Raw genomic sequence first — 17,421 nt, 5'->3', positions numbered from 1 at the left:
GTTCATGGATATAACAACTTAGGAAAGGTGTAGGTCATATGTCTTACCAAACCTCGATTCATTTCGACCCAACTGCATTATTAATAATAAAAAATGAGATCGACAATTCGATTAAATTGGTGGAGACAGCGGTCAATACGCTTGCCGAAGAACAAGCATTGCCTTTTGGTATTGATGATGCACTTAATCAGTTCGAACAGTGCACACAAGTACTTGCATTAATTGATATGCCTCATTTAGCACAAATCACTCAATATTCAGCTGAGCTTATGCGTCAAATCATGGCTCAACCGCAACAAATTAAAACTAGCGATATCGTTGCTCTCAGTGAAGGTACAACGATGTTAAAACGCTATATTGAGTTTATTTGTTTACGTGAAGTCAAAGTACCTCAGTTCTTAATTGATACGCTTAATCGCTTGGAGAAAGCTTTAGGCAAGCCAATTACCAAAGAAGGTCAAACGCTTCAACCGTTACTGGATTTCATGACACCAAACTTTAATTTGCCACAAGCACCAAGTTTGGAACAATCGAAGTATATCCACCAACTTTATAAATTATGCTTAAACAAGCTGATTAAACAAAGTGAATCTCCTCTCGATTTACAAGGAATTAAACTCGTTGGTGTTTACCTTGCAGGTTTAGCCAACAATCTACCGAGCCAACAATATTGGCAATTGGTCAATGTAGGCTTAGGACATATTGATGAGCTTTTGATTACAGAAGCACGTTTACGTACCCTTATTCAAATCGAAACGAATATTGCAAAATTCTTGGCTCAACCAACAACTTATCAAAACAGTATTGCTGATTTGGCAGATATTTTGACGATCTGCATCAGTCAAGAAGATGATTTATCACAACATATTCGTCAACAATTGAACATTGGTGATGAATTACTCAGTGATACTCAACTTCAAGTTTTGAGTCGTCATTTATACGGTCCTGACTATGAAACGGTACATACAATCAGTCAATTAATAACAAATGAAATGGCTCAAATTCGTAATGAAATTGAGTATAACCATCAAAATATGTCGGCTGAAAAAACCCAAGAACTACAGCAAAAGTTAACTCAACTTTCTAATGTATTTAAGGTGCTTAACTTAAATGAAGCAGCTAAAGAATTAACTCAGCAAGCTGAAAAATTGAGTCAACCGAATACGTTAACTGATGCAACTTCTATTCAACAGTTAATGAATAGCATTTTGGCATCGATGAATTCAATCGGTATCTTAGAGCGTAATTACACTTCCAGTCGTTTACAATTACGCGTCAACAATATGCAAATTTCTTTAGATCGCTTAGATGAAGCTCATCGAGCATTGTTGACTGAAACTAAGACTTTGATTGAAACATTGACTCAAACCTTAAGTTCGTATGTACAAGATCCAACATCTAATACATTAGAAGCCCTTCCTGTATATCTGAATGAGTTATCAGGCGCTGCGTTATTCTTAGGTAGCTCTGCTCAACAAACTGCACTGTTAGGTGCAGCACATTTTGCACAGCATCGTTTGAATCAGAACGAAGCGATTGATGCTGAGCAAATCAACTGCATTCTAAATGTTGTTGCTGGTTTAGATTTACTCGTTGATAACCTAAACAATAAGCAACCTGTATTGCAATCTATGTTTGATGTGGCATTATCAAGCAGTCAGCAATTACAAAACATAGCCGCATAATGACTCAACTATCACTTGCTTATATTTTTCAACACCAAAAACTGCTAGTCGACCAAAACCTGCAACTGCCAGAAGTTGAAAAATTAGCAAGTGATTTACCCTTGAATCATAATGATCACGTTATTGCGCGTGATCTACTTGAAAATGAAGCCATTCCCGATGGCTATCAGCTCGTTCCAATCCGTGAACTGATTCAGTCATGGTCAACTACAGAATTTCTTCAAGCCAGTCGAGCAGTGCAACTATTAGAATGGCGACGTAATCATAAATTCTGTAGCCATTGCGGTCATATGACTGAAATTCATGCCAAAGAATACGCAATGGTTTGCCCTGCTTGTGGCTATCATCAATATCCTCGCGTTCAGCCTTGTATTATTACAATCATTACCAAAGGTGATGATGAAATCTTACTTGCGAAATCGGCGCATAATAAAAGTAATATGTACGGGCTAATTGCCGGATTTGTTGAAGTCGGAGAAACATTAGAAGAAGCTGTGCAACGAGAGGCTTTTGAAGAAGTCGGTTTAAAACTAAAAAATATTCGTTATATGTCGAGCCAACCGTGGCCATTTCCAAGTAATTTAATGATTGCTTTTCATGCTGAATATGATTCAGGTGATATTCAATTACAAGTGGAAGAAATTAGCGAGGCTCAATTCTTTAAGTTTGATCAACTACCTGAAATTCCATTTAAAGGTAGTATTGCACATGCAATGATTATGCAAATCGTTGAGAATAAAAAAGCATCTTAATCAAGATGCTTTTTTTATTTAATTTTCTAAAGCTTCATCTAAGAAATGCAAAATCGTTCGCTTGGTTTTGAAGTAATGACTTACAAAACTGGCCAAAGTCGCCACAATGGTAATGTGTCCAGTCTTAGGAATAATCATCACATGGCTATGATTACCCTTTTCTCTCAATGCCTTATCAAGATCGAAACTATTATGATTACCAACCAACTGATCATTCTCAGCCATCAATAGATAATGTTTAATCTTATTCGGATGAATAAAATAATACGGCATCACTTGTTGGTACGATGTTTTTGGATCAAATGCATGTTCAGATAAAGGATCATCTTTATAGTCAAAATGATACGGGCCAGCCAAACCAACAATTGCCTTAATATTATCTGTATATTTAAATTGCTGAGGCTGAGCAGAATACACCACAGACATCACATTAAAGGCACCCGCAGAATGTCCCATCAAAATGATGTTATCGGTTGAAATATTCAATTTAACTTTATTTTGATTCAAATAATGAATCGCTTGCGCTAGATCATCGACAAATGCTGGAAAGATATTCTCTGGAGCGAGTTGATAATTAATAACAGCAACATCAAAACCTTCTCGAGCAAAGGTTTCGCCAATGAATAAATAATCTCTCTTATTACCATGTTGCCATGATCCACCATGTACAAAAACAATCAAAGGTTTTTGTTTCTTTGGATTCTTGGTTCGATAAAGATCCAGTCGATTTCTAGCTTTTAATCCATAAGCAAGATGTTCTTCTTTTTCAAAAGTATCCTTTGGCGTCAGATAATTCATCGAATAGCTTGCTAAATCATACAGGCGAAATTCCTGATAAAAGTTTTTCGCCCGTATAACATTTTCTTGTACTTGTTGAATAAGTTGCTTCATAGATTAGGGTTTAGTCAGAGTAATAGTCGCTGGTTCAGTCTGATCAGGATCAATTGCAACTGGAGTTTCAACTAAAGGTTGTGTTGAAGCACCACCAATCATCGGTGTTGCTGCTGTAGCACTTGCTACCGTTCCAGATGGTTGATCAATATTATCAATCAGTGTCACGATTTTACTCACATTACCAACTTTTTGTAAGACATCATCTAAGTCTCTTATCTCAGCAGTATTTAAACGCCCCATCACATAAAGGATGCCATTTTCAGTATGAACTAATACTTTACTGTCAGATACAACAGGCGCTCTCATTAGCAAACCACGAGTATTTGCAGTCACAGTAGAGTCCTGCATAATCGTGTTGTAATTTACTTTATTACCAACAGTAATGTAATTATGCACAGCTTTTACATCACTCATCGCTCTTAAATTGTCTTCTGCTAATTGTTTCAAATAAGGATCAGGAACTTGCCCTGTTAATAAAACATTACTATGAAAACTTTCAATATTGATGCGTGACTGCTTAAAGCGATGGTCTAATTTGTATAGGTTGATATTTGCAGTACGCTTGATTGAAGAATCAATAAAAACCTGCCCTAGACTACGTTCACCACTACTTGTACCAACAGGCGCCGATCCTGTTCCACCAGAAATAAAACTCGCACATCCCGATAAACTTGCAACGCAAACCAACGTCATCGTTAAACGTTTCAACACTTGGCAAGACTCCCTATCCACTAACTTGTTCAATCTACTGCACTTGTCTTGAAATGACTCAACCGTATCTCAATCCAAAGTAAACGCATGTTTAATCCATTGCTGATCATACTTCAATTTTGAAAAATCTGGTTGTACTGTTTTTGCAAGTTTCTGTGGAAAATCAAAACAGATCACATCAAAACGACAGTCAAAATTGTAATAATTGGGATATCTTTGTAAAAAGAACTGCGCCGTCTTAATAATCTTACGTTGCTGTGAATACGAAATCACTTCACAGGCCCCTGCATAACTGCCTGCGGAACGGGCTTTCACCTCCACAAAAACCAGCTCATTTCCACGTTTGACAATCAGGTCAATTTCTCCAAAACGTGAATGGTAGTTTTTATTGACATATTGATACTGCTGGGACTGTAAAAATAGCAATGCCGTCTGTTCTGCCCATTGTCCCAAAAGATGTTTGTGTTGTTCCATTGTGCCCATATCTTATTTTAAAATTTCAATGCTATTTTTCTGCTGCCTGTAACAATACGGCTGCCTGTAGATTTTACGGTCTTTTAATTCAATTACACCTGTGCGCCCAACAAAAGAGAACTGCACCTGTCCAGTTTGCTCCAAGCACTGTTGACTTATCGTCCAAGCATCTCCTCCAGAAGCTAATAAACGTTGAAATGCCATTGTTTCTGGTTGTTTCTTATAGGCTTCGATTAAATCTGCCCATTGCCCATTATATAGCGCGGGTGTATCACAAAACTTAAACCAATTGGAATAGATTGTCCCTGCTCAATACTCATCGGTGTGACGTAAATATTCTTTTCGGGTAATGTACCTAATTGTTCCAACCAATGGTGACTCCCTAACAATAATACCCCTTCTTTATTTGATCGTTTTTGTGGTACTTCATCAACAAATTCTATTTCTGATGAAAATTGATCCTTTAGTGCAGAAAGCAAAAGTTCTGTTGCTGACTCAGTTCCTGTTTCTCGAACGATAAAAAGCTTTTTGATGCGATCTTTCTGAAAATGATGATTTAATGCTTTGACTCGCTCGCGCCATCGTACCCGATTCAGGTAGAATCACGAGTATGTCCGCATATACAGGACTTACAAGCGCTGCCAAACCTAGCAGCAAACAATATTTTTTGTAATACATGAGGGAGTTACCTTTTATGAGTGCTCAATTATTTGTTGTAGCAACCCCGATTGGGCACTTAGATGACATGACCTTTCGTGCGATTGATATTTTAAAGTCTGTATCGGTGGTTGCGGCAGAAGACACTCGTCAATCTGCTCAATTATTTAAACACTATAATATCTCAACACCGTTAACAGCATGCCATGATCACAATGAAAGTAACAAAATTGATCAACTTATACAAAGAATGTTAAATGGTGAAAGTATTGCTCTGATTAGTGATGCAGGAACACCGTTAATTAGTGACCCTGGATTTAAGTTAGTACGCGCAGCACAAGAACATAAGATCCGCGTCATTCCAGTACCAGGTGCCTGTGCTGCAATTGCAGCATTGAGTGCTGTAGGTTTACCAAGTGATCGCTTTAGTTTTGAAGGTTTCTTACCGTCAAAAGCATCTCAACGAATTAGCCAACTTGAAAAGCTTAAAGATGAAACACAAACATTAATTTTCTATGAAGCGCCACATCGTATTTTAGACAGTGTAAAAAATATGGCTGAGGTATTTGGTGAAGATCGACCCGTAGGTTTTGCTCGTGAAATCACAAAGACCTTTGAAACCATCAAGAAAATGACTTTAAAAGAGTTGGTCACTTTTATTGAAAATGATCACAACCAAGAGAAAGGTGAAATTGTAGTTGTGGTGGGTGGTGCCACTGCTGAAAAAGACATGGCGCAGGATAAACTGGATGAGTTGCTAAAACGCTTATTACAAGATTTATCAGTCAAGGCAGCATCTCAATTGGCTGCTGATTTGACAGGTATCAAAAAGAAAGTGGCTTATCAACGCGCTTTGGAATTGACTCAAAAAGATTAAAAAAAACAAAGGTGTAGATTTCTGTGAAATCTACACCTTTGTTAAGATAAAGTATCAAAACAATCTCTTTTAAGCTTTTGTACCGAAAGTATCTGGGTCTATTTTTCTTTCTGCTCTAGCTTGGTGAATGACACTAAGACCAGATGAAACTCCTAAATATGCAATGATAAAAGCAACAATTAAATCTGGAAACATGGTCCCTGTCCCAAATACCCCCACCGCAGCGATAATCACTGCAATATTACCAATCGCATCATTACGGCTACAAAGCCATACTGACCGCATATTTGCATCACCATCACGGAATGCATAAAGCATTAATGCAACAACCACATTCACAACTAATGCCAGTACACCAATCGTTCCCATCAGCATTGGTTCAGGCGTGATCCCAAGCCACCATGTCCACATCACTTTCATCATAACAAAAATGCCAAACACAGCCATGGTAATACCTTTTAACAAAGCCGCTGTTGCCCGCCAATACAAGGTCATCGACAACACTGCCAATGAGATGGCATAGTTGGCGGCATCACCTGCAAAATCTAATGCATCTGCCCATAACGACACAGAACGTGCATGTGAACCACCAATAATCTCAACAAAAAACATCAGTGCATTTAAAACTAAAGCAATCCAAAGTGCTTTTCTGAATTTTGGACTAATTTTTTTTGCTGGGGCACATGCTGTATTGCATCCACATCCTGCCATGACTTTTCTCACATAATCTTTTATAGTGATTTAAAACCCTAGAGTAACTCCAGAGTCAAGCATGATTAATCTTACGATTGGACAGTTAGCAAAAGAGACTGGTGTGTCAGTCGATACCATTCGTTATTATGAAAAAATTGGATTGCTTGAAAAAGCAAAAAGAAGTGCGGGAAATTATCGCTATTACTCTGAACAGATGCTTTCAGAGCTTTTATTTCTAAAGCATTGCAGAGAGCTTGGAATTACGCTGCACGATATTCAAAAACTCAAAGAACTATCCGCAAAACCAGATCAAACATGTATGGAAGTGGACCATCTAATAGATCAATATCTTAATGAGGTTTCTCAGAAAATAAAAAATCTAGAACATCTCAAGCAAGATCTTTATCACTTAAAACAGCAATGCTCTCAACATCGTACAATTCAGCAATGTGGTATTTTAAAGGAGTTACATCAACCACTTGAATGTGAGCATGAATCTCACCAACATAAAAAAGCACCACAGTCGTGATGCTTTTAAATCTTTTCAGCTTATTCGTGAGACTCACCCGGTGGCACTTCGGTAATACGCCCACCACGTGCCAAAAACGCGGCAACCTCATCTTCCAAAGCCTGACGTTGTTTCTGTTTAGCAGTCACTGTTAAGGTTTCTGCTTCAGCCAAATCTGCGTCATTGGCACTTGACTCTTCGCTATCCGCACCACTTTCTGCTGCTTTCGCTTCTTCATCGTCTACCGCAGAATCTTCAGTGTTTTCGTCGTAATCATTCATTTCCGTCATATTACTCTCCCCACAATGACTAAACTCTCATCATCGTTATTTGGTCATCAGAACTTGATGAAATTTAACAAGCTCTTCTCATTTATCAAAGCAAAATATTCATTAAATTGTGCTTTTTATAACCAAATTCACTCTGATTTATAAATGATTGTTTAAAAAATATCTACTGTTTTTTAGCAAGCATAACGAGTGTGCTGTAAAGCCCCTAATCCATTCGCTTGTCGCATAAAGCGATCTTTAAACCAATCGAATTGTTCAACTTGTTTTAGACCAAAGTTCCGTGCCCAAACAAACGGAAATAATTCTGAACTTTCCAACCAACCAATCGCGGACATACTGTGCATCATGGCATCATTCTGACCTTTACGTTGGTGTTCATAACGCAATAAAGTTTGCTCATTGGCCCACACCCCACGTTTTAAATCGTGTAGTAGAACATCACACAATACAGCAGCATCCAGACAGCCAATATTTACACCTTGACCAGCCAAAGGATGAATCACGTGCGCGGCGTCACCAATCAAGGCTAAACCAGATTTAATATAACGCTGCGCTGCGCGAGCTTTTAGTGGAAACTGTGCTCTAGAACGAACCGCAACTACTTCTCCCAACATTTGCAGACTTTCTTGAGTCAATAGTTGCATAAATGCTTGATCGCTGAGTGCTGAATATTCATCGGCATAATCATCGGGTAAAGTCCAGACAATCGACTGCCAATAGCCGTTCTCTTGTGCATCCAAACTCGCCATTGGTAAATATGCCAGTGGACCTGTCGGTAGGAAAATTTGACGAGCCACATATTGATTCGGTTGTGTGGTTTTAATCGCGCAACTGATGGCAGCCTGTTTGTAATCCATTACATCTAAATCGATATAGGCTTGCTCACGAACAAAAGAGTTCGCACCATCTGCACCAATCAGCAACTTGGTTTTTAGTACCGTGCCATCCGCCAATTGAATCGACCAACCTTTTGCAATTTGCTCAATGCGAATAACTTTTACTTGGGTACGGTAATCTTTGAGCTGCTGTAACATTTTTTGCTGTATCGCAATATTCAAAACACTTGGCTCAACCATTGAACCTAAAGCTTGATCTGCACGAGGTTGCTCTTCGGAAGCATGTCCAAAATTTATTTCACCATAACCATTTTTATTCCAGACTTGCATACCTGAATATGGCATTTGACGTGCTAAACCATTCCAAACATCAACTGTTTTAAGTAAGTGAATCGTCGCCTGACTCAGTGCCAATACTCGAGGATTCATCACAGTCAAAGTTTTGTCCTGATCAAGTACAGGTGCAGCATCTAGCACCGTCGCCTGTACCCCACCTTGGGCTAGCAATAAAGCGGTTAGACCACCGACTAACCCACCCCCAACAATCACAACATCTAACAGCTCACTCATGCTTTTAATCCCATCGCATAGTTAGCAACCAAAGGTTTAACACCCGGAATCACATCAAATGCAATCAGTCCAGTATTACGTAATAACTTGAGAATTGGATTTTGATTACTAAAACCACGTACCACTGAATCACAGAACTTAATCACCCTTTGCTGATCAGTTAAGCGTGCTTGTTCATAAGCCAATAAATTATCAGGATTGCCAATATCATCTGACTTCGCCAATTGCTCCATCAAGAAACGAACCAACACATCTGCATCACGTAGACATAGGTTAAAACCTTGCCCTGCAACTGGATGAATGGTATGTGCGGCATTACCCATCAACACCACACGCCCAACGGCTTGCTTATTTGCCAAAACCTGAGCCAATGGATAGCTAAAACGTTTACCTGTTTTTTCAAACTTACCTGCACGATCACCATAGGTTTCCTGTAAAGCATCCAAGAAATGCTGATCATTTTCCTCACCCAACCATTCTGCTTCAGTACCTTTTTTAACTGGCCAAACGACAGAACGACGATATTCACCAGGTAAAGGTAATAACGCCAATGGTCCTAATGCGCTAAAACGCTCAAAACCAACCTGTTGATGAGGTTTAGAGGTTTGAACCGTTGTGACAATCGCAACTTGGTCATAATCATGTTCATCGACACCTACCCCAATGGCTTGGCGACAAAATGAATCACGACCATCAGCAGCAATCACCAACTTGGATTTTAAGGAATGGATATATTCACCATTGCGCATGGCTTCAATGTGAACCTCTTCTGCATCTTGTGTCAGTGACGTCACTTGCACCCCATCAATTAATTCAATCAGAGGCTGCTGACGAACTTGGGTGAGTAATACTCGACCTAACCACGCATTTTCAATTACTTGCCCAAAGCTTTCTACTTTCTCTTGTTCTGCTACTAGTCGTGCTTTACCAAAGCTACCCTGCTCTGTGATATGCACTTGTAAAATTGGGGTCGCATGTTGTTGTAATGCATCCCACAATCCTAACTTTTGATAAATTTGCACGCTACGGCGTGACAAAGCGGTGTTACGAGCATCAAAACTTGAGTGATATAGAGCTAGATTTTCGTCATCGTAATTTGGATATTTAACAGCTTCTAATAACTTTACTGCGATATTAGCTTTTGCCAACATTAAAGCAAGGCTGAGTCCAACCATACCCCCACCGACAATGATGACTTGTTGCTGCATAATATTATTCCTTATCAGTTTTTCATGACTTGATGTTTGGAGACTATCTTACTCTAACTCAAATTGAGATTGGAATTTGTACTTTGTTTGGTCTGTATTTTATTTTAATTCGACAAATAAAAAAGGCTTATCCTAGAATAAACCTTTAGATCAATATTTCTGACTTAACTGGCCATTAATTGCTCAATTTCTTCAACAGTTTTCACTACATTTTTGGTCAAAACCAATGGACCACTTTCAGTCACAACAATATCATCCTCGATACGAATGCCGATACCCCGCCATTTTGCATCAACTGTTTCATCATCGGGTGCAACATATAAACCAGGTTCAACAGTGACCACCATACCTGCTTCATAAGCACGCCAATCTTCGCCAGTCTTGTACGCACCGACATCATGCACGTCCATACCGAGCCAATGACCTGTACCATGCATAAAGAATTGACGGAATGCTTCACTCTCAACCAACTCATCCACATTGCCACTCAGCAACCCAAGATCAACCAAACCTTGAGTTAAAATCTTGACAGCCACTTCATGTGGATATTTATAGTGATTGCCAATACGAGTTGCATCAATGGCAGCCAATTGAGCATCTAAAACAATATTATAAAGTGCTTTCTGTTCAGGACTAAATTTGCCATTTACAGGGAAAGTCCGCGTAATATCCGATGCATAAAACTCATATTCACATGCAGCATCAATCAAAACTAAATCACCGTCTTTTAAAGGCTTGTTATTTTCAACATAATGCAAGATACAAGCATTTTCACCACCACCGACAATGCTGTTATAAGCAGGTACACAACCATTTTTACCAAAGATATAATTGAGTTCTGCTTCAAGTGCATACTCCATCACATTCGGTTTAACGGTTTGCATGGCACGGGTATGCGCCTCTGCACTGATATTAGATGCGATCTGCATCAACTCAATTTCTTTTGCTGATTTTTTCAAGCGCATTTCATCAACAATACGGTCTAACTGAACCACTTCAGCGGGTGCAGCGCCACCACGACGCTGTTGTGCATCTGCCTTTTGAATCCATTGGCTGACACGTGCATCAAATTCCGCATTTTGGCCAATACGATAGTAAAGACGCTGTTTATTTAATAATTTGTCAATAATTTCTTCATCGAGCAGATCAATTGCATACGCTTCATCTGCATCATAGATTTCAATCGCACCATCAATCCCAGCACGATAGCCATTCCAGATTTCCATTTCACGATTACGTTCACGGCAGAACAAGCTATAGCTATATTCCTCACCTTCTTCAAAAGTTTCAATGATTGCAACCGCTTCTGGTTCTGCGAATCCAGTCAGATAATAAAAACTACTGTCTGCACGATATTTATAATCCGCATCGCGATTACGATACATTTCTGCTCGAGTCGCAATAATTGCAATGCTATTGCTGCCTATTTGTTTAGCAAGAAGATCACGACGTTGTTTAAAATCAGCTTGAGTTAATTTCATATTATCCTACAGCTAGAAAGTCCCTCTTTTATAAAGAGGGATTTAGGGAGATTTAAAACCGCCTTAACTCGGACGATGTGGGGTGAACATTTCGACAACCGTTTGCGGATCAGTCGCCTGATTATCTTGATTTCTGCTTTTGGCATGAAAGTTTTGCAATAATGAACTTTCGGCTACAGCAATCTTTTTACGGCCAATCGATAAGCTCACAGGAATCAAACGTACAAACTCATACAGTTCCTGATAGCTTTCTTCACCCTCTTCATCATTATCGGAGTCTTCAAACTCAACAGCTGCAACATCTTGTAAATGTTCAATCAGCTCTTGTTCTTCACCACGAATATGACCTGAAGCCAAACCAAAACCGAGGACTACGCCTGCGCACCAATCAGCTAAAGCTTGCACACGATCTACAAGCAAATGGCTATCATCTGGAAGCATAGGCAAATAATCTAATTCATCATCTGACAAAGCATGAGCAACATCTTCTGCTTCATCCGTTAAAATTTCGAGTGCTTCTGGCTGTAAAGCTGGCACGTTGAGGGTGTTTAAAATTTGTGACCATTCATCGGTGGTTGGCGCTTGTGTGACACAAACTATACCTGTGAGTAAACCGTGTAACTCACTTGGGCTTGAAATTTCTTCAATCCCATCAAAATGGGCATTCCATTCCGTCCAACCTGAAATATCGTCTTGCATTCGTTTATCCAATCTCTATACTGCTGTATATATTACCTTTGATTGCAACTCTGTGCGACCTTCGTTATGTTAGAACAATTACAGCGTCTACAAGCGCATATTGGTGTTTTAAAAACACGCTTACATCATTTAGAGCGAGAGAATACTTCGCTTACTGAGGCTAAACAACTCGCTGAAACTGACCACCATGCACAAGTTGTGCAGAAAAATAGCATCATCACGCAAAAGCAGGAAGAAGTTGATAACTTAACTGAACAATTGTCTCAGTTACAAGATCAATTTAAGCAACTGAATCAAGATGCAACAACTTTAGCGGAACGTTATGGCCGTTTAGAGAAAAGCACCACTGATTTAAAAAACCGCTTCCAAGAGATTTTAGCTGAGCGTAATGACTTACGTGTAAATAAAGAGAAGTTACAAGCACAGCAACGTCATAGTCAGCAGGAAATTCAGGACTTGCAGCAGGACCGTGATCGTTTGCTACAAAAAAATGAGTTGGCAAAATCTAAAGTTGAGGCGATTATCCAGCGTCTGGCTGTTCTTGGTACAGCACAGGATCAACATGCACAAGAAATTCAGCAACTTGCTCACCCGAATGCTGAACTACAAGAGGAAAACTGATCATGAGTGAACAAGTGACAGTAGAACTTCGTTTAATTGAACAGACTTTTCGCTTAAATACCACTGAAGATAAACGTGAAGAATTAGAGCGTGCAGCTGAACTACTGAATCAAAAGTTTCAGGATATGCGACGTAATGCTCCTCGTGTAGAACACAATAAATTAGTCATTATGGTTGCCTTACAGATGGCACAAGATGTCTTTAGTTTGAATAAATCTTTGCAGGAATATGCTCACTGTGAGCGCCTACTTCAAACCATCTTGGAAGATGTCGAACAAACTGTTGAGTAAAATTGCACAAAGCCTCATCAATTAATAATTATCTTTACAAGTAGCGATTGTCATCGTTTAAAGATCGGTTATACTAAAACTGTCTCTAGGGTGTTCGCCAGTACGTCTAGTCCCCTGCCGATACTTAAATTTATGGATGTGTCCTGTATATTTTGAGTGTATGCCTACCCCGAGTAGGAAACCCAGTAAGTATGCGTCACCTCCACCTTGAACTCATCGGGTTCAGGGTAATGACCATGCAGCGGCATCTCTGGAGCAACTTTTTTAATTATAAAAATAATGATTTCACCTCAAGTATTTTTTAATAAACTATTTATTTTGAATAGAATTTGTACTGTTAAATTAATCCCCATTAAATTTTCTAAATCTTTTTTATAATAGTTCATAAGGATGCAGCGTTGGATGGCTGCATCGGAGTAGGTTTGATTTCGCCCTTGTTTGCCTTTTGATGGAGCATACCATTGCGTAGCAGGATCAAACCAAATGGCAATATTTCCACGATGAATGAGTACTCGGTTATATGTTGATGATGTCAGTTGGGTCAAAATAAAACCCCTACTCTCAATTTATGAGAATAGGGGCTTTATTTTTCTTAAAATGAATTATGATTTATTCAAACGTAAAGCATTCACCACAACAGAGAGCGAGCTTAATGACATTGCTACAGCAGCAAACATTGGCGTAAGCAATAATCCTGTTAGTGGATAAAATAAACCTGCTGCAACAGGAACACCTAATCCATTATAAACAAAAGAGAATGCAAGATTTTGCTTCATATTTTTTACCCCTAATTTTGCCATATGAACTGCTTGTGCAACCCCTTGAATGTCCCCTTTAACTAAAGTCACTTGCGCTGTTTGCTTGGCAATATCTGTTCCTGTTCCCATCGCAATACCAACATTCGCCTGCGCCAGTGCTGGTGCATCGTTGATACCGTCCCCAGCCATTGCCACAATTTTTCCCTGAGCTTGTGCTTGTTTCACAATTTCAAGTTTTTGCTTAGGATCAAGATTGGCATAGACTGTTTTTATACCTAAAACATCTGCAACCATATTTGCATTTTTCTGATGATCACCAGTTGCCATAATTACTTCAATTCCATCAGCATGTAGTTGATCAATCAAAGTTTTGGCATTTTGTTTGATTGCATCATGAATCGAAATATAGGCAATCACTTCTTGTTCTGACATCAAAAAACTAAACACATCGCCTTGTGCACGTTTTTGATCCAACTCATGGATTAAATCAGCATCTAAGGTCAACGCCAACTGTTCAATAAGCTTCTGACTACCAATATACAGGGTCTGGTGATCAATGTTTCCTTTCACACCAAAGCCTGCGACATCTTCAAAATCAGAAACATTGAGCAATTGATTTGGATCAACCAGTTTAGTTAATGTCTGTGCAATTGGATGTGTCGAATATTGTTCAATTGATGCAATCCATAACTCAATTTGTGTCTGGCTATACGCTTCAGATAAAGACCGAATCTCTTTTAAACTTGGCTTACCCTCGGTCAATGTTCCTGTTTTATCAATAATCAGGGTATTGACCTTGCTTAAGGCTTCAATTGCTTCTGCATCTTTAAACAGCACACCTTTTTGAGCTGCTCGACCCGTGGTTGCCATCACTGACATTGGCGTTGCCAAGCCAAGAGCACATGGACAAGCAATAATCAAAACAGCGACTGCACACATTAAAGCCAAATCAAACTGTGCTTTCCCAAATACCATCCACGCAATAAAAGTCAGCACACTGATACTGAGTACGGCGATCACAAAATATTTTGCAACCACATCTGCAATTCGTTGCAATGGTGCTTTGGAGCGTTGCGCATCAGCGACAGTTTGGATCATTTTGGCTAATGTCGTGTTCCTACCTACAGCAGTTGTTTGGATTCGAATAGCGCCTTGTTGATTAATTGTCCCGCCAATCACTCGGTCATCTTTTTCCTTTTTCACAGGAACAGGCTCACCTGTCATCATGGATTCATCAACATAGGTCTTTCCATCAACTACTAGACCATCTAATGGAATTTGCTCACCCGATGATATTTGCAAAATATCACCTTGTTTGACCATCGCTATATCTACTTCAACAACTTGATCATGCTGCACAAGCTTCGCTTTAGCAGGTTGTAAACGGAGTAAAGCTTTCAATGAATTTGCTGTTTGTGAACGTGCTTTTAGTTCTAAAATTTGACCCAACAAGCTCAATGAAACAATCATACAGGCTGCTTCAAAATACACAGCAACACCATGCCCTGTTTTCGCCTCAACTGGAATGAGTGATGGGAAAATGGTTGCAATCACACTATAAATAAATGCTGCAAGTACCCCAACACCAATCAAACTCCACATATTCAGATGTCCTGTTTTATAAGACACCCAGCAACGTTGTAAAATGGGATAACCCGCCCATAACACAACAGGCAAACTTAAAAGAAGTTCGATCCACGGCTGAATATGTGGCGAAATAAAGGCATGAATATGTGAACCCATGGCCAAGATCATCACCAACAAACTCAAAGGTAATGTAGTCCAAAAACGTCGACTAAAATCTACTAGCTCAGGATTTGGTCCATCATCCAAAGTGGGTTGCATTGGTTCCAGTGCCATCCCACAAATTGGGCAAGTTCCTGGCCCTTTTTGTACAATCTCAGGGTCCATCGGACAGGTATAATCCATATCCATTGCTCCCTCAGGTACAGGACGCTGATCGACTGGAATTAGATAAAATTCAGGATCATTTTTAAATTTATCTAAGCAAGATGCGTTACAAAAATAATAGATTTTACCTTGATAATCTGTTTTTAAATCTGTCGTGATTTTGACTGACATACCACAGACAGGATCAATCTCTGTATCAACCAAATTGCTTTCACTTGAATGATCATGCTTTCCACCACAACAAGAAGAAGATTTTTCAGCTTCATCTTGAATAGATGCTACTTCTGGTTTAGGGCCACAACATGCACTTAGTTTTTGCTTCGTTGGCTTAGGCTTACAACAAGAAGATGTTTGAGCTAATTCAATAGCTTGCTCTGATTCACTTTCACAACATGAACCTACTTTTTGTTGAGACTGCTTAGCACAGCAAGATGATGTTAATTTTAGATCTTGATCTGATTTTAAATAATTTTCAGGCTTTGAGCTGAATTTCTGTTGGCAACCTGCTGAACAGAATAAATAGCGGATACCTAGATAATCAAAATAGTGCTGCGAATTTTCAGCGACTGTCATACCACAAACTGGATCAATATATTCGTACACAAGCGGTACTTCATTTTTAGAACAGCATGAAGATGGTTGTTGAGTCATGACGACACCTATCTTTTCTTTCTCGATAGGACTAGGATAAAGTCTGTACCTAGGTACAGAGTCAAGTGCTTTTTCACTATCCCAACAAAGGTATGAGAAAATGAACCTTACAATCGGAAAATTAGCAAAATCCTGTCACATTAATGTCGAAACCATTCGTTATTATCAACGTATAGGCTTAATGCGAATACCTGAAAGTACTCAAAGTTACCGACATTATAGTCAGCAAGACTTAGAGACCTTGAGCTTTATTCAGAAAGCGAAGGATGCTGGATTACAACTGAATGAAATTAAAGAATTGCTCACATTGAATTTAGAAGATCGCATCCAAGTGAGACATGTTATTGAACAACGATTGAGCAAGATCGATGAAAGAATTCAGGAACTTATGGGTCTTAAGCAAAGACTTTCCACATGGTTAGACGAGTGTAAAACGACAGAAAATGAATGTTGCCCAATATTGATGGAACTCAAACAATAAATTCCATCAATCAATCTAGACAGTTGAATCAATACTCATCAAAAAAGTACATAACATTAGATAAATGACCAAATCACATTTTCATCCTTCTGTTTCAATAAGAAACTGGTTTGGTAATCATCGGCGACGATGAGATGCTGATTAGAGATCATCATTACTTTCAACAGCGTATCATTGTGATAAACCAAATCATTTTTACCTTCTTTAGTTAAGATAAGCATTTGATCTAAGACAATTACATTTTTTGAATCAAACATACTTTTTCCCTCTCAACATTACCCTATGGTCTTTTCAATATTTTTATAAAGTGACACAGTGAATATCGTAACGAATGAAATAAAACACCCCATTCATTCATAGCGCTAAAATATTCC

The 17,421-nt window shown here is 39.0% G+C and carries 18 protein-coding genes, 1 other RNA gene and 2 pseudogenes; 8 read left to right on the top strand and 13 right to left on the bottom strand.

Features of this window, described 5'->3' with window-relative positions:
• Positions 1-38: 38 nt before the first annotated feature.
• Positions 39-1,685 carry a chemotaxis protein gene (locus tag CDG55_RS05930; RefSeq protein ID WP_087536262.1) on the top strand — a complete coding sequence of 549 codons (1,647 nt, stop codon included), beginning with the start codon at positions 39-41 and terminating at the stop codon, positions 1,683-1,685.
• Positions 1,685-2,437, top strand: coding sequence for an NAD(+) diphosphatase (nudC, locus tag CDG55_RS05925; RefSeq protein ID WP_005157794.1), 753 nt, complete (start codon positions 1,685-1,687; stop codon positions 2,435-2,437). Before CDG55_RS05930 ends, nudC begins: the two co-directional genes overlap by 1 nt.
• An 18-nt stretch (positions 2,438-2,455) precedes the next feature.
• Here nudC and CDG55_RS05920 read toward each other — a convergent pair whose 3' ends face one another.
• From CDG55_RS05920 to CDG55_RS05905, 4 genes and pseudogenes are all read right to left on the bottom strand, one after another.
• The gene (locus CDG55_RS05920; protein WP_087536261.1) at positions 2,456-3,328 is read right to left on the bottom strand and encodes an alpha/beta hydrolase; all 873 of its coding nucleotides are present in this window, start codon (positions 3,326-3,328) and stop codon (positions 2,456-2,458) included.
• Positions 3,329-3,331: 3 nt separating this feature from the next.
• Positions 3,332-4,024: a BON domain-containing protein gene (locus tag CDG55_RS05915; RefSeq protein WP_416333006.1), complete on the bottom strand. Its 693-nt coding sequence runs from the start codon at positions 4,022-4,024 to the stop codon at positions 3,332-3,334.
• Between the two features lie 87 nt (positions 4,025-4,111).
• Complete coding sequence (locus CDG55_RS05910) at positions 4,112-4,516, bottom strand: YraN family protein (RefSeq protein ID WP_087536259.1); 405 nt, start codon at positions 4,514-4,516, stop codon at positions 4,112-4,114.
• 12 nt (positions 4,517-4,528) lie between these two features.
• Positions 4,529-5,194, bottom strand: a pseudogene (locus tag CDG55_RS05905) (hypothetical protein).
• A 16-nt stretch (positions 5,195-5,210) separates the two neighbouring features.
• Here CDG55_RS05905 and rsmI point away from each other — a divergent pair.
• A complete protein-coding gene (gene rsmI / locus CDG55_RS05900; RefSeq protein ID WP_087536258.1) occupies positions 5,211-6,050 on the top strand; it encodes a 16S rRNA (cytidine(1402)-2'-O)-methyltransferase in 840 nt (279 codons plus the stop codon).
• 69 nt (positions 6,051-6,119) lie between these two features.
• On the opposite strand, the gene CDG55_RS05895 is transcribed toward rsmI, so the two are convergent.
• Positions 6,120-6,761 carry a cation transporter gene (locus CDG55_RS05895; protein WP_087536257.1) on the bottom strand — a complete coding sequence of 214 codons (642 nt, stop codon included), beginning with the start codon at positions 6,759-6,761 and terminating at the stop codon, positions 6,120-6,122.
• Between the two features lie 61 nt (positions 6,762-6,822).
• Between CDG55_RS05895 and CDG55_RS05890 the strand changes: the two genes are divergently transcribed.
• A complete protein-coding gene (locus CDG55_RS05890) occupies positions 6,823-7,272 on the top strand; it encodes a MerR family transcriptional regulator (protein ID WP_087536256.1) in 450 nt (149 codons plus the stop codon).
• Positions 7,273-7,292: 20 nt separating this feature from the next.
• On the opposite strand, the gene CDG55_RS05885 is transcribed toward CDG55_RS05890, so the two are convergent.
• The 5 genes from CDG55_RS05885 to CDG55_RS05865 form a co-directional block, all read right to left on the bottom strand.
• Complete coding sequence (locus tag CDG55_RS05885; RefSeq protein ID WP_087536255.1) at positions 7,293-7,541, bottom strand: hypothetical protein; 249 nt, start codon at positions 7,539-7,541, stop codon at positions 7,293-7,295.
• A 173-nt stretch (positions 7,542-7,714) separates the two neighbouring features.
• Positions 7,715-8,947 (bottom strand): FAD-dependent monooxygenase, encoded by a 1,233-nt coding sequence (locus CDG55_RS05880; protein WP_087536254.1) that lies wholly within the window; start codon positions 8,945-8,947, stop codon positions 7,715-7,717.
• Complete coding sequence (ubiH, locus tag CDG55_RS05875) at positions 8,944-10,155, bottom strand: 2-octaprenyl-6-methoxyphenyl hydroxylase (RefSeq protein WP_087536253.1); 1,212 nt, start codon at positions 10,153-10,155, stop codon at positions 8,944-8,946. The genes CDG55_RS05880 and ubiH overlap by 4 nt, the downstream gene beginning before the upstream one ends.
• Before the next feature lie 164 nt (positions 10,156-10,319).
• Positions 10,320-11,636 carry a Xaa-Pro aminopeptidase gene (gene pepP / locus CDG55_RS05870; RefSeq protein ID WP_087536252.1) on the bottom strand — a complete coding sequence of 439 codons (1,317 nt, stop codon included), beginning with the start codon at positions 11,634-11,636 and terminating at the stop codon, positions 10,320-10,322.
• A gap of 63 nt (positions 11,637-11,699) precedes the next feature.
• Complete coding sequence (locus tag CDG55_RS05865) at positions 11,700-12,335, bottom strand: UPF0149 family protein (RefSeq protein ID WP_087536251.1); 636 nt, start codon at positions 12,333-12,335, stop codon at positions 11,700-11,702.
• A 66-nt stretch (positions 12,336-12,401) separates the two neighbouring features.
• Here CDG55_RS05865 and CDG55_RS05860 point away from each other — a divergent pair, with 66 nt between their 5' ends.
• The 3 genes from CDG55_RS05860 (at position 12,402) to ssrS (ending at position 13,507) form a co-directional block, all read left to right on the top strand.
• Complete coding sequence (locus CDG55_RS05860; RefSeq protein WP_087536250.1) at positions 12,402-12,956, top strand: hypothetical protein; 555 nt, start codon at positions 12,402-12,404, stop codon at positions 12,954-12,956.
• Positions 12,957-12,958: 2 nt separating this feature from the next.
• Positions 12,959-13,246 (top strand): cell division protein ZapA, encoded by a 288-nt coding sequence (locus CDG55_RS05855; protein WP_004912439.1) that lies wholly within the window; start codon positions 12,959-12,961, stop codon positions 13,244-13,246.
• Positions 13,247-13,325: 79 nt separating this feature from the next.
• A non-coding RNA gene (gene ssrS, locus CDG55_RS05850) (6S RNA) lies at positions 13,326-13,507 on the top strand.
• Between the two features lie 122 nt (positions 13,508-13,629).
• Here the strand turns inward: ssrS and CDG55_RS05845 are convergent.
• Both CDG55_RS05845 and CDG55_RS05840 read right to left on the bottom strand, forming a co-directional pair.
• Positions 13,630-13,812: pseudogene (locus CDG55_RS05845) on the bottom strand (transposase); the annotation flags it as partial.
• A 36-nt stretch (positions 13,813-13,848) separates the two neighbouring features.
• Entirely contained in the window at positions 13,849-16,566 is a 2,718-nt protein-coding gene (locus tag CDG55_RS05840; RefSeq protein ID WP_087536249.1) for a heavy metal translocating P-type ATPase, read from the bottom strand.
• A gap of 100 nt (positions 16,567-16,666) precedes the next feature.
• Between CDG55_RS05840 and CDG55_RS05835 the strand changes: the two genes are divergently transcribed.
• The gene (locus tag CDG55_RS05835) at positions 16,667-17,047 is read left to right on the top strand and encodes a MerR family transcriptional regulator (RefSeq protein ID WP_087536248.1); all 381 of its coding nucleotides are present in this window, start codon (positions 16,667-16,669) and stop codon (positions 17,045-17,047) included.
• A 56-nt stretch (positions 17,048-17,103) separates the two neighbouring features.
• On the opposite strand, the gene CDG55_RS05830 is transcribed toward CDG55_RS05835, so the two are convergent.
• Entirely contained in the window at positions 17,104-17,304 is a 201-nt protein-coding gene (locus CDG55_RS05830; RefSeq protein ID WP_004663186.1) for a hypothetical protein, read from the bottom strand.
• Positions 17,305-17,421 lie beyond the last annotated feature (117 nt).

Source organism: Acinetobacter sp. WCHA45, from assembly GCF_002165255.2.
Classification (GTDB): Bacteria; Pseudomonadota; Gammaproteobacteria; order Pseudomonadales; family Moraxellaceae; genus Acinetobacter.
The sequence above is the reverse complement of the archived record's forward strand: the minus strand, read 5'-3'. Positions and strand labels throughout refer to the sequence as shown.